We start from the raw sequence: 14,031 nt of genomic DNA on the forward strand, positions 1-14,031 counted from the left end.
GGTCATACGCTTTGAAGTCACCAAAATACTTGGTGATCGCTGCGGTCAGCGTGGTCTTGCCGTGGTCAACGTGGCCAACTGTACCAATGTTCACGTGCGGCTTATTACGCTCAAACTTTTCCTTTGCCATGATGGCCTCCTTTTTCGGTAATGAAGGGAGCGTGATACCCACGCTCCCTCAAATCGTCGCTTATGCGAATTTTGCCTGAATCTCGTCCGAGATGTTCTGCGGAACCGGATCGTAGTGGTCGAACTGCATCGTGAACTGGGCACGGCCCGACGACATCGAACGCAGAGTGTTGATGTAGCCGAACATGTTCGCCAGCGGAACAAACGCGTCAATCGCGATGGCGTTGCCGCGCGGTTCCTGACCAGACACCTGGCCACGACGCGAGGTCAGGTCGCCGATGATACCGCCGGTATATTCTTCCGGGGTGATCACTTCGACCTTCATGATCGGTTCCAGCAGCTTCGCGCCAGCTTTGCGCATACCTTCACGCATACACATACGGGCCGCGATTTCGAACGCCAGAACGCTCGAGTCAACGTCGTGGAACTTACCGTCCAGCAGGGCAACCTTGAAGTCGATCACAGGGAAGCCAGCCAGCGGGCCGCTATCCATGACCGAGTTGATGCCTTTTTCAACACCGGGGATGTATTCCTTCGGAACAGCACCACCAACGATGCGGCTTTCGAACGAATAGCCTTCGCCTGCCTCGGTTGGCTGGATCTCGAGCTTGACCTCGGCGAACTGACCCGAACCACCCGACTGTTTCTTGTGGGTGTAGGTGTGTTCGACCGGCATCGAGATGGTTTCGCGATAGGCCACCTGCGGCGCACCAATGTTCGCTTCCACCTTGAACTCGCGCTTCAGACGGTCAACCAGGATGTCCAGGTGAAGTTCGCCCATGCCCTTCATGATGGTCTGACCGGATTCCAGATCAGTTTCCACACGGAAGGACGGGTCTTCGGCGGCCAGACGGGCCAGACCCTGAGACATCTTTTCCTGGTCGCCCTTGGTTTTGGGCTCAACCGCGATCTCGATCACCGGATCGGGGAAGGTCATGGTTTCGAGAACCACCGGATCCTTCGCATCACACAGGGTGTCACCGGTGGTGGTGTCTTTTAGACCCGCCAGCGCGATGATGTCGCCTGCAAACGCTTCTTCGATCTCTTCCCGGTTGTTGGAGTGCATCATCATCATACGACCGATGCGCTCTTTCTTACCTTTGGTCGAGTTCAGGATCGAGTCACCCTTGTTCATGGTGCCCGAGTAGATCCGGGTGAAGGTCAGCGAGCCAACGAACGGGTCGTTCATGATTTTGAACGCCAGACCCGAGAAGGCCATGTCGTCATCTGCACGACGTGCGATGTCACGAACTTCTTCTTCGTCGCCGGGTTTGAAGCCCATGTAATCAACAACGTCCAGCGGGCTGGGCAGATAGTCGATCACAGCGTTGAGCAGCGGCTGAACGCCTTTGTTCTTGAACGCAGACCCACCCAGAACCGGAACAAACGCGATGTCCAAGGTCCCTTTGCGCAGCAGGGCGCGCAGGGTCGGAACGTCGGGCTCATTGCCTTCCAGGTATTCCATCATCGCGTCGTCGTCCATTTCGACGGCCGCTTCGATCATCTTGCCGCGCCATTCGTCAGCCAAGTCTTTCAGGCTGTCGCGGATCGGTGCTTTGATCCAGCTTGCGCCCAGATCTTCGCCCTGCCACAGCCATTCTTCCATGGTGACCAGGTCGATCAGACCTTCCAGCTCGGACTCGGCACCAATCGGAATACCAACCGGAACAGCGCGTGCGCCGGTGCGGTCTTCGATCATGCGAACGCAGTTGAAGAAGTCTGCGCCGATCTTGTCCATCTTGTTGACGAAAACCATACGCGGAACCTTGTAGCGGTCAGCCTGACGCCACACGGTTTCGGTCTGGGGCTCAACACCGGCGTTTGCGTCCAGAACGCAGACGGCACCGTCGAGAACCGCCAGCGAGCGTTCAACTTCGATGGTGAAGTCAACGTGGCCGGGGGTGTCGATGATGTTCAGGCGGTGCTTGGGGGTATCGGCGGTCTGACCGTCCTCGGTGCGCTCCCAGAAGGTGGTGGTCGCAGCCGAGGTGATGGTGATGCCGCGTTCCTGCTCCTGCTCCATCCAGTCCATGGTGGCTGCACCATCGTGCACCTCACCGATGTTGTGGGATTTACCAGTGTAATACAGGATACGCTCCGAGCAGGTGGTCTTACCTGCGTCGATGTGCGCCATGATACCGAAGTTACGGTACAGTTCCAGCGGATATTCGCGTGCCATTTTTGATAAGCCTCTGAATTACCAGCGATAGTGGCTGAAGGCTTTGTTCGCCTCGGCCATCTTGTGGGTGTCTTCGCGCTTCTTCACGGCGGTACCGCGGGACTGTACAGCGTCCAGCAGTTCACCGGCGAGGCGTTCTTCCATGGTGTTTTCGTTGCGGCCGCGCGCAGCAGTGATCAGCCAGCGGATGGCCAGTGCTTCGCGGCGTTCGGGGCGAACCTCGACCGGAACCTGATAGGTTGCACCACCAACCCGGCGCGAGCGAACCTCGACCGACGGTTTGATGTTGTCGAGCGCTTCGTGGAACACTTCGACCGGTGCGCGCTTGATCTTGTTCTCAACGCGGTCAAAGGCGTTGTAAACGATGCGCTCTGCGACCGACTTTTTGCCGTCGATCATCAGGTTGTTCATGAATTTGGTCAGTACCTTGTCGCCAAATTTGGCGTCAGGCAGGACTTCGCGTTTTTCGGCGGCGTGACGACGTGACATATCAGCCTCTCCTTCTTACTTGGGACGCTTCGCGCCGTATTTCGAACGACGCTGCTTACGGTCTTTGACGCCCTGAGTATCCAGAACACCGCGCAGGATGTGGTAACGCACACCGGGAAGGTCTTTCACACGGCCGCCACGGATCAGAACAACCGAGTGTTCCTGCAGGTTGTGGCTTTCACCGGGGATGTACGAGATGACCTCGAACCCGTTGGTCAGGCGCACCTTGGCAACCTTACGCATCGCCGAGTTCGGTTTCTTCGGTGTGGTGGTGTAAACACGTGTGCAGACGCCGCGTTTCTGCGGGCACTGCTCCAGGTGCATGGACTTCGAGCGTTTTACTTTGGGCTGCCGCGGTTTGCGGATCAGCTGTTGAATAGTTGGCATTCCGGTTTCTTCCCCGTTTTGCAACACACATGACATGCACGCGGGTTGCGTGCGGTTAAATTCGCTGCACTCATGCGTCCACAAGCGCAAAACCCGCGAGCGTTCCCATTCCGAGGTGAACGTCGCGGTTTGTTATCAGAGGGCGCGAACGATAAAAGTGTCCGGGCCTTGACCAGTTCATTACTGAAATCGGTTATGGGGCGGCCCCCGGTACCGAGATGTCGCGCGTATTAAGCGGAGTCGGCGCCAGTGTCAACAGCGCTTGGGTATAGCCGCCGCTTTGGGCGATTTGCGCCTGGTTATCAGGCTTTGGTCAGGGTTTCCAAGGGCGCAGTGCATTGCAGCGCCCGCCGCGCAAGGGCATAGTCTGCCGGCCATCCAAAGCACTGGACAGAATATGCAAGTCATCGGCCTGTGCCGCTTTTCCTATCCCGCCATCGGTGGCTTTCAGATCGAGCATGACACTGTCGACGCGCGGCGGCGATATCTTTACGCCCCTGAGCGGCTGAATGAGCGGTTCAAACTGTTCGAAACCATCACCCTGCCCTGCTTGCGCAGCCAGACGGTTGAGGCGTTTGATTTTGTGATTGTGGTCGGAGACTGCCTGCCGCAAGCGGCCCGGGACCGGTTGCAGGATCTGACGGCAGGCATGAAACAGGTTCGCATCATCGCCCGCGCCCCGGACGAGCATCGCACGGTTATGAAATCCGTTCTGAATGACGCGCGGCGTGATCCCGCCGCAGGGTGCCTGCAATTCCGGTTGGATGACGATGACGGGGTGGCCGTTGATTTTGTCGAACGGTTGCGCCGCGCCGTCGACGATTGTGCGGGATTGATGCAGGGCAATCACACGGTCGCCATCGATTTCGCGCAGGGTTATCTGGCCGAGCTGGCACAGGGCAGCCTGCGCGCCATGCCGTTGCACCGCAATCTGATATCGGCGGGTCTGGGCATGTATGTCGAGGGCGGCTGCGATCTGACGATCATGAACTTTGCCCATCAACGCATGGGCAGGTTCATGCCTGTTGTCAGCTATGCGGACTCACCGATGTGGATCAGAACGCTGAACGGGTTCAACGACTCGCCCAAGGCGCGCAAGGGCAAGCTGAAACTTGAGGTGCTAACCGGCGATGAAAGCGCTGCGTTCGCCAAACGCTTTGCGATTGATCTGTCCGCAATTCAGCGCGCCTAGCCCGTTGCATGAACGACCCGCTCGCGGAACAGGGTGAAAAGCCCTGCCCCGACGACCAGAGCGGCCCCGATCATCGTGACGGAATCCGGCCAGTCGCCAAAAACCAGCCAGCCCAGTGCCAAGGCCCAGATCAGGCTGGAATAGCGGAACGGGGCGACAAATCCGACCTCGCCCACGCGCATGACCATGACGCTGAACAGGTAACCCATCAGGACAAACACCGCCGCAGATCCGATCAGCGCCCCGGTCAGGGCCGGAACCGGCACCCAGCCCTGAAACGCCGATGCGATCCCGGCGGCCAGCGTGATCGACAGGGATGTGGCAAGCGTCACGACCATGGATGGCACCTCGGGCGACATGCGGCGGGTGATCAGGTCGCGAACGGTGACCGAAGCCACGGCGATGAGCGCATAGATCGCGTAGATGCTGAACCCCTCGGGGCCGGGGCGCACGATCAGCAACATGCCCGCAAAGCCCATCCCGATGGCCAGTATGCGACGCCAGCCGATGCGTTCACCAAAGAACAGTGCAGCGCCAAGTGTTACGGTCAGCGGCAGCGCCTGCAGCACCGCCGTCACATTGGCCAGCGGCATATGCATCAGCGCGGTCAGGAAAAAGAACGTCGCGGACAATTCCGCCACACAGCGAAACGCGATCAGCCATCTGTCATGGTGCGAAAAGTTCAGATGCAGCGCGCCCAGATGGCGGGCCAGCAGATAGACAAGACAGGTGGCCAGCGCCCCCCGCATGGCAACCAGCTGAAACAGGGGCATATCCTGACCGACAATTTTGACAAGCGCGTCATTGACGGTAAATGCCGCCATGCTGCCCATCATCAGCAGCGCGCCTTTCAGGTTCGGGGTCATTCGGGCTGAATCCGATCACAAATGAATGGTCCTATTGGCCCGTCCGGTCGACGCATTGTCAACTCATCAATAGCGGGTCATGCCTGCCGCGCTGCGATCCTGCGGACATCGCCGCGGGGGCTGAAACTTGAAAAGTTTCAGGGACGGTTTCTTTTCAAGAAACCGATCGGCGCAATGAAAAAGGCCCCGCATAACTGCAGGGCCCTGATCGGTTTTATATCTCGGCGCTTATTCGCGGCTTTCCGGTGTTTCCACCAGCACATCCAGCTCGTCACCAACCATATCGTCATCCATGACAGGTGCGGCCAGAGCAGCGGCGGCTTCGGCCTCTTCCCGGCGGGCTTCGATCACCACATTGTCGCGCGATTGCGCAACCTGACGCACGGCCTGGGTCGCCCCACCGGTACCAGCAGGGATCAGACGACCGACGATGACGTTCTCTTTCAGGCCAACCAGTTTGTCCTTCTTGCCCTGAACCGAGGCCTCGGTCAGCACGCGGGTGGTTTCCTGGAACGACGCCGCCGAGATGAACGAACGCGTCTGCAGCGAGGCTTTGGTGATCCCCAGAAGGATCGGCTCGCCCTGTGCCGGACGACCACCGCGCTGAAGCGTCTTCTCGTTGGCTGCGTCGAACTCCTGCTTGTCGACATGTTCGCCTTTCAGCAGGGTGGTGTCGCCTGAATCCAGGATCTCCCACTTCTGCAGCATCTGGCGCACGATGACCTCGATGTGCTTGTCGTTGATCTTCACGCCCTGCAAGCGATAGACGTCCTGAACCTCGTCGATCATGTAATCCGCCAGCGCTTCGACACCCATGATGGACAGGATGTCATGCGGAGCCGGGTTACCGTCCATCAGGTATTCACCCTTCTGGATGAAGTCCCCTTCGGCGACCGGGATGTGCTTGCCCTTGGGTACCATGTATTCGATGGTCTCCATGGACTCGTCCGCCGGTTCGATGCTGATGCGGCGCTTGTTCTTGTAGTCGCGGCCAAAGCGCACGTAACCATCGGCTTCTGCGATAATCGCGTGATCTTTCGGACGACGGGCTTCGAACAGTTCGGCCACACGCGGCAGACCACCGGTGATGTCCTTGGTCTTGGCGCCTTCACGCGGGATACGTGCGACAACGTCACCGGCTTCGATTTGCTGGCCATCTTCGACCGACAGGATCGCATCCACCGACATTGGATAGTGAACCGGGTTGCCCGCGTCATTGCGGACCGGCTCGCCATCTTCACCGACCAGAATGATCTCGGGCTTGAGGTCGCTGCCTTTGGGGGCGGCGCGCCAGTCAATCACGATCTTCTGAGTCATACCGGTTGCATCATCGGTCTCATCGCGGACAGCGAGGCCCGAAACAAGGTCAACGTATTTCGCGGTACCGGCTTTCTCGGCGATGATCGGCAGGGTGTAGGGGTCCCATTCGAACAGCTTGTCGCCACGAGCCACTTTGGTGCCGTCCTTGACGAACAGCTTGGAACCGTAGCCCAGCTTGTGGCTGGCACGCTCTTCGCCGTGCTCGTCGCTGATCACCAGCTTCATGTTCCGGCCCATGACCAGGCTTTCGCCTGCGGCATTGACCAGAATCTGCGGGTTCTCAAAGGAAACGACACCTTCCTGGCTGGCTTCCTGGAACGACTGCTGACCACCTTGGGCAACACCACCGATGTGGAAGGTCCGCATCGTCAGCTGTGTACCGGGTTCACCGATCGACTGGGCGGCGATGATGCCGACAGCCTCACCCGTATTGACCATGGTGCCGCGCGCAAGGTCACGACCGTAGCAGGTTGCACAAACGCCTTCCTCAGACTCACAGGTCAGAGGCGAGCGGATGCGCATCGACGCGATACCGGCCTCGTCAATGGTGTCGGCCATACGTTCGTCGATCAGTTGACCGGCTGCGACCAGAACCTCATCCGTACCCGGACGCAGAACATCGTCTGCGGCCACACGGCCCAGCACGCGTTCGGCCAGCGAGGCGACAACCTCACCGTCGTTCACAGCTGCTTCGGCGGTGATGGCGCGCTCGGTGCCACAGTCGATCTCACGAACGATGCAGTCCTGCGCCACGTCCACCAGACGACGGGTCAGGTAACCCGAGTTCGCCGTCTTCAGAGCGGTATCCGACAGACCCTTACGGGCACCGTGGGTCGAGTTGAAGTACTCGAGAACGGTCAGACCTTCTTTGAAGTTCGAGATGATCGGCGTCTCGATGATGTCACCGTTCGGCTTTGCCATAAGGCCACGCATACCGCCCAACTGTTTCATCTGAGTGACCGAGCCACGCGCGCCCGAGTGGGCCATCATGTAGACCGAGTTCGGTTCCTGCTCGGACCCGTCCTCTGCCCGATCCGACGACGAGATCGTCGACATCATAGCCTCGGTGACGCGGTCGTTACACTTCGACCAGGCATCGACAACCTTGTTGTACTTTTCGCCCTGAGTGATCAGGCCGTCCATGTACTGCTGTTCGAAGTCTTTCACCTGACCGCGGGTGTCATCAACGATGCCCCACTTGTCGTCGGGAATGACCATGTCGTCCTTACCGAACGAGATGCCCGCCTTGAACGCTTCTTTGAAGCCCATCGACATGATCTGGTCACAGAAGATAACCGACTCTTTCTGACCGCAGTAACGGTATACGGTGTCGATCACCTGCTGCACTTCTTTCTTCCGCAGCAGACGGTTGACCAGCTCGAACGGCGCTTTGTTGTTCATCGGCAGCAAGGCACCCAGACGCAGACGGCCCGGAGTGGTCTCGAAACGCTTCTGAACTTCGTTGCCTTCGTCGTCGATCTGCGTGATCCGCGCGGTGATTTTCGAGTGCAGATGCACCTCACCTGCGTCCAGCGCGTGCTGGACTTCTTCGATAGACCCAAAGACCTTGCCTTCGCCGGGCATACCTTCGCGTTCCAGGGTCACATAGTACAGACCCAGGATCATATCCTGCGACGGAACAATGATCGGCGCGCCGTTTGCAGGCGACAGAACGTTGTTCGTCGACATCATCAGAACACGCGCTTCCAATTGCGCCTCAAGGCTCAGCGGAACGTGAACGGCCATTTGGTCACCATCGAAGTCGGCGTTAAAGGCCGAGCAAACCAGCGGGTGCAACTGGATGGCTTTACCTTCGATCAGGACCGGCTCGAATGCCTGAATGCCAAGACGGTGCAGCGTCGGCGCACGGTTCAGCATGACAGGGTGTTCGCGGATCACCTCGTCGAGGATATCCCACACTTCGGGACGCTCTTTCTCGACCAGTTTCTTCGCCTGTTTCACGGTCGAAGACAGACCCTTGGCTTCTAGGCGCGAGTAGATGAACGGCTTGAACAGCTCCAGCGCCATCTTCTTGGGCAGACCACACTGGTGCAGCTTGAGTTCTGGACCGGTCACGATGACCGAACGGCCCGAGAAATCGACGCGTTTCCCCAAAAGGTTCTGACGGAAACGACCCTGTTTCCCTTTCAGCATGTCCGACAGCGATTTCAGCGGACGCTTGTTGGCGCCGGTGATCACGCGGCCACGACGGCCGTTGTCGAACAGAGCATCCACAGATTCCTGCAACATCCGCTTTTCGTTGCGGACGATGATGTCAGGCGCGCGCAGCTCGATCAGACGCTTCAGACGGTTGTTCCGGTTGATGACGCGGCGATAGAGATCGTTCAGATCCGAGGTCGCAAAACGGCCGCCATCCAGCGGGACCAGCGGACGCAGTTCCGGCGGAATGACCGGGATCACGGTCATCACCATCCACTCAGGCCGGTTGCCCGACTCGAGGAAGGATTCAACAACCTTCAGACGCTTGATGATCTTCTTGGGCTTCAGTTCGCCGGTCGCTTCGGCCAGATCAGCGCGCAGCTGCTCGGCTTCGGCTTCCAGATCGATCTGGGCCAGCATCTCGCGGATGGCTTCGGCACCGATATTCGCGGTGAACGCGTCCATGCCGTAGGCATCCTGCGCATCCATGTACTCTTCTTCGGTCAGCATCTGGCCATAGGTCAGGTCGGTCAGACCGGGCTCGATGACAACGTAGTTTTCAAAGTACAGAACGCGTTCCAGATCGCGCAGCGTCATGTCCAACATCAGACCGATACGGGACGGCAGCGATTTCAGGAACCAGATGTGGGCTACGGGCGCGGCCAGTTCGATATGGCCCATACGCTCGCGGCGGACTTTCTGCAGGGTGACTTCCACGCCGCATTTCTCGCAGACAACGCCGCGATACTTCATCCGCTTATATTTGCCGCACAGACATTCGTAATCTTTGATCGGGCCAAAGATACGCGCGCAGAACAGGCCGTCACGTTCGGGCTTGAACGTCCGGTAGTTGATGGTTTCGGGTTTCTTGATCTCGCCATAGGACCAAGACAGGATCCGCTCGGGCGACGCCAGCGAGACCTTGATCTCGTCAAAGACCTTCGGGGGCGTCAGCGGGTTGAACGGGTTGTTGGTGATTTCCTGGTTCATTTGTTACCTCAAATCTTGCGGAAGGGGGGAGAGGGGAGCGGAAACTTTAAAAGTTTCCGCCCAAGAATTTTTTCAAAATTCTTATTCCTCAACCTCCGCATCCAGGAGTTCCATATTCAGGCCGAGGCCACGGACTTCTTTCACCAGAACGTTGAACGATTCCGGTACGCCCGCTTCAAAGTTATCCTCGCCCTTGACGATCGACTCATAGACCTTGGTCCGGCCCGCGACGTCATCCGATTTCACGGTGAGCATCTCCTGCAGGGTGTAGGCGGCGCCGTAAGCTTCCAAGGCCCAGACCTCCATCTCACCAAAGCGCTGACCACCGAACTGCGCCTTACCACCCAGCGGCTGCTGGGTAACCAGGCTGTACGGCCCGGTCGAACGCGCGTGGATCTTGTCGTCCACAAGGTGGTGTAGTTTCAGCAGGTACTTGATGCCCACGGTCACCGGACGCGCGAATTGCTCACCGGTGCGACCGTCGAACAGAACCGACTGACCGCTTTCCGAGAAGCCCGCACGCACCAGCGCGTCGTTGACGTCTGCTTCCTTGGCACCGTCAAAGACCGGGGTAGCGATCGGAACACCGCGGGTCACATTGCCCGCAGCCTCGATCAGGCCATCCTCGTCCAGACCGGTGATGCCTTCTTCGTAGACATCTTCGCCATAGGCCAGCTTCATCGCTTCGCGCACCGGGGTCAGATCGCCGGACCGGCGGTATTCACCCAGAGCGTCGTCGATGTTCAGACCCAGACCGCGCGCGGCCCAACCCATGTGGGTTTCAAGGATCTGACCAACGTTAATACGCGAAGGCACACCCAGCGGGTTCAGACAGAAGTCAACCGGCGTACCATCGGCCAGGAACGGCATGTCTTCCATCGGAACAACCTTGGAGATCACACCTTTGTTCCCGTGGCGACCGGCCATCTTGTCGCCCGGCTGCAGCTTGCGCTTCACAGCGATGAAGACTTTGACCATCTTCATCACACCCGGCGGCAGGTCGTCGCCACGGCGGACTTTCTCGACCTTGTCCTCGAAACGGGCGTCCAGAGCACGCTTTTGCACTTCGTACTGCTCGTTCAGAGCCTCGACGATTTGTGCGTCCTGCTCACCTTCCAGTGCCAGCTGCCACCACTGACCACGGGTCAGGGTTTCCAGCAGATCCTCGGTGATCACCGACCCTGCCTTGACGCCTTTCGGGCCTTTGACAGCGGTTTTGCCCAGGATCAGGCCTTGCAGACGCGCATAGATGTTGCGGTCAAGAATCGCCAGCTCGTCGTCCCGGTCACGGGCCAGACGTTCGACTTCCTCACGCTCGATCTGCAGCGCACGCTCGTCTTTTTCGACGCCGTGACGGTTGAAGACGCGGACCTCAACGACCGTACCGTAATCGCCCGGCTTCACGCGCAGCGAGGTGTCGCGCACGTCAGATGCTTTTTCACCAAAGATGGCGCGCAGCAGCTTTTCTTCCGGGGTCATCGGGCTTTCGCCCTTCGGAGTGATCTTGCCGACCAGAATATCGCCCGGCTCAACATCCGCGCCGATGTAAACGATGCCCGCCTCGTCGAGGTTGCGCAGCGCTTCTTCACCGACGTTCGGGATGTCGCGGGTGATCTCTTCCGGGCCCAGCTTGGTGTCACGGGCGGCGACTTCAAACTCTTCGATATGGACCGAGGTAAAGACGTCATCACGCGCGATACGTTCCGAGATCAGGATCGAGTCTTCGTAGTTGTAACCGTTCCACGGCATGAACGCGACGACCACGTTTTTACCAAGCGCCAGTTCACCCATATCGGTCGACGGACCATCGGCAATAACCTCGCCCTTCTGGACGGTGTCACCCACCTTGATCAGCGGACGCTGGTTGATGCAGGTGTTCTGGTTCGAACGCTGGAACTTGCGCAGGCGGTAAATGTCAACGCCAGCGTCACCCAGTTCCAGATCTTCGGTGGCGCGGATAACGATACGCTGGGCATCGACCTGGTCGATGATACCGGCGCGTTTCGCCTGAATCGCAGCACCTGAGTCGATCGCAACCTTTTCCTCGATCCCGGTGCCGACCAGCGGTGCCTCGGCCCGCAGCAGCGGAACCGCCTGACGTTGCATGTTCGAGCCCATCAGAGCACGGTTGGCGTCGTCATTTTCAAGGAACGGGATCAGCGATGCAGCGACCGAGACCAGCTGTTTTGGGCTTACGTCGATCAGGTCCACATTCTCACGCGGGGCAAGGGTGTAGTCACCGGCCTGGCGGGTCGACACCAGATCGTTGATGAACTTGCCATCAGCGTCCAGGGTCGCGTTCGCCTGCGCCACGGTGTGACGCATTTCCTCGGTCGCGGACATGTAGTGAACCTCATCGGTCACCTCGGCGTCTTTGACGACGCGGTAGGGTGTTTCGATGAAGCCATACTTGTTCACGCGGGCAAAAGTGGCCAGCGAGTTGATCAGACCGATGTTCGGACCTTCGGGCGTTTCAATCGGGCACATCCGACCATAGTGGGTCGGGTGTACGTCGCGCACCTCAAAGCCTGCGCGCTCACGCGTCAGACCACCGGGGCCAAGCGCCGAGAGGCGGCGTTTGTGGGTGACTTCCGACAGCGGGTTGGTCTGGTCCATGAACTGCGACAGCTGCGACGAGCCAAAGAATTCACGAACAGCAGCCGCAGCCGGTTTCGCGTTGATCAGATCCTGCGGCATGACGGTGTCAATCTCGACCGACGACATACGCTCTTTGATCGCGCGCTCCATGCGCAGCAGGCCAACGCGGTACTGGTTTTCCATCAGTTCGCCGACCGAACGCACACGACGGTTGCCGAGGTGGTCGATATCGTCCACGTCGCCTTTGCCGTCACGCAGTTCAACCAGCGCCTTGATGCAGGCCACGATGTCTTCGCGGCGCAGGGTGCGCAGGGTGTCCGGCGCGTCCAGAGCCAGACGCATGTTCATCTTCACGCGGCCAACGGCGGACAGGTCATAGCGTTCACTGTCGAAGAACAGCGTGTCGAACAGGGCCGAGGCCGCTTCGACGGTGGGCGGCTCGCCCGGGCGCATGACGCGGTAGATGTCCATCAGCGCGCTTTCACGGTTCAGGTTCTTGTCCTGAGCCATGGTGTTGCGCATGTAGGGGCCAACATTGACGTTGTCGATGTCCAGAACCGGGATGTCGGTGATACCCGCATCCATCAGGTCCTTGACGGTGCCACCGATCAGATCGCCGTCTTTGTCATACTCAAGGCTCAGCTCATCACCGGCTTCGACATAGATCGCGCCGTTTTCTTCGTTGATGATGTCCTTGGCGACATACTTGCCGACGATATTGTCGAAGGGCACCAGCAGGTCGGTGACAGCGCCTTCGTCGATCAGCTTTTTGACCGCGCGCGGGGTAACTTTCTTACCGGCTTCGGCAATCACTTCACCGGATTTCGCGTCGATCAGATCATATGTCGGACGGGTGCCGCGCACACGCTCTGGGAAGAAGGGCGTGACCCATCCTTTCTTCTTGTCCAGCTTGTAGGACACGGTGTTGTAATACGCGTCCATGATCGCTTCCTGATCCAGACCCAGCGCATAAAGCAGGGTTGTCACAGGCAGTTTGCGGCGACGGTCGATACGGGCGAAGACGATGTCCTTGGCGTCGAACTCAAAGTCCAGCCAGCTGCCGCGATACGGGATGATGCGGCAGGCAAACAGCAGTTTGCCCGAGGAATGGGTCTTGCCCTTGTCGTGATCAAAGAACACACCGGGCGAGCGGTGCATCTGGGAGACGATCACACGCTCGGTGCCGTTCACGATGAAGGTACCATTCGGCGTCATCAGGGGCATGTCGCCCATGAACACGTCCTGTTCTTTGATGTCCTTGACCGATTTCGCGCCGGTATCCTCATCGACATCAAACACGATCAGACGCAGAGTGACCTTGAGCGGCGCGCTGTAGGTCATGTCGCGCTGCATACACTCTTCGACGTCGTATTTGGGTTTTTCCAGATCGTATTTCACGAACTCCAGCACGGAGGTTTCGTTGAAATCCTTGATCGGGAATACCGACTGGAACACACCTTTGATGCCTTCGCCGTCTGTGGGCTGTTCTGCATCGCCGGAGCGCAGGAAAAGATCATAAGAAGATTTCTGTACCTCAATGAGGTTCGGCATTTCCAAAACTTCGCGGATTTTGCCGTAATATTTACGAAGACGTTTCTGGCCAAGGAACGTTTGAGCCATGTCAGATGTCACCTTTCGATGTTCTCAGCGGGCAAAGACACCGTCGGGCCCCGGCATCTTGCACAATCGAGACAACACGTCCGGATCAATTCGTGGCCACC

At 58.7% G+C, this 14,031-nt stretch carries 8 protein-coding genes; 1 reads left to right on the forward strand and 7 read right to left on the reverse strand.

Annotated features, from left to right (window positions below; translation table 11 throughout):
- The 4 genes from ACR0FG_RS14375 to rpsL form a co-directional block, all read right to left on the reverse strand.
- Positions 1-130, reverse strand: a 130-nt coding sequence (locus ACR0FG_RS14375) for a GTP-binding protein (protein ID WP_480893869.1), incomplete at its 3' end; no start/stop codon positions are given.
- A gap of 60 nt (positions 131-190) precedes the next feature.
- Positions 191-2,308 (reverse strand): elongation factor G, encoded by a 2,118-nt coding sequence (gene fusA / locus ACR0FG_RS14380; protein ID WP_480893676.1) that lies wholly within the window; start codon positions 2,306-2,308, stop codon positions 191-193.
- A gap of 18 nt (positions 2,309-2,326) precedes the next feature.
- Positions 2,327-2,797 carry a 30S ribosomal protein S7 gene (gene rpsG / locus ACR0FG_RS14385; protein WP_039529242.1) on the reverse strand — a complete coding sequence of 157 codons (471 nt, stop codon included), beginning with the start codon at positions 2,795-2,797 and terminating at the stop codon, positions 2,327-2,329.
- Between the two features lie 15 nt (positions 2,798-2,812).
- On the reverse strand, positions 2,813-3,184 hold the full coding sequence (rpsL, locus tag ACR0FG_RS14390; RefSeq protein ID WP_005621086.1) for a 30S ribosomal protein S12: 372 nt from the start codon (positions 3,182-3,184) through the stop codon (positions 2,813-2,815).
- Between the two features lie 397 nt (positions 3,185-3,581).
- Here rpsL and ACR0FG_RS14395 point away from each other — a divergent pair, with 397 nt between their 5' ends.
- Complete coding sequence (locus ACR0FG_RS14395) at positions 3,582-4,376, forward strand: putative rhamnosyl transferase (protein WP_480893678.1); 795 nt, start codon at positions 3,582-3,584, stop codon at positions 4,374-4,376.
- Here ACR0FG_RS14395 and ACR0FG_RS14400 read toward each other — a convergent pair.
- From ACR0FG_RS14400 to rpoB, 3 genes are all read right to left on the reverse strand, one after another.
- Positions 4,373-5,242, reverse strand: coding sequence for a DMT family transporter (locus ACR0FG_RS14400; protein WP_480893680.1), 870 nt, complete (start codon positions 5,240-5,242; stop codon positions 4,373-4,375). The genes ACR0FG_RS14395 and ACR0FG_RS14400 overlap by 4 nt on opposite strands.
- Before the next feature lie 228 nt (positions 5,243-5,470).
- Entirely contained in the window at positions 5,471-9,712 is a 4,242-nt protein-coding gene (gene rpoC, locus ACR0FG_RS14405; RefSeq protein ID WP_480893682.1) for a DNA-directed RNA polymerase subunit beta', read from the reverse strand.
- Positions 9,713-9,793: 81 nt separating this feature from the next.
- Complete coding sequence (gene rpoB / locus ACR0FG_RS14410; RefSeq protein ID WP_480893684.1) at positions 9,794-13,930, reverse strand: DNA-directed RNA polymerase subunit beta; 4,137 nt, start codon at positions 13,928-13,930, stop codon at positions 9,794-9,796.
- Positions 13,931-14,031 lie beyond the last annotated feature (101 nt).

Source organism: Ruegeria sp. E1 (assembly GCF_056534225.1).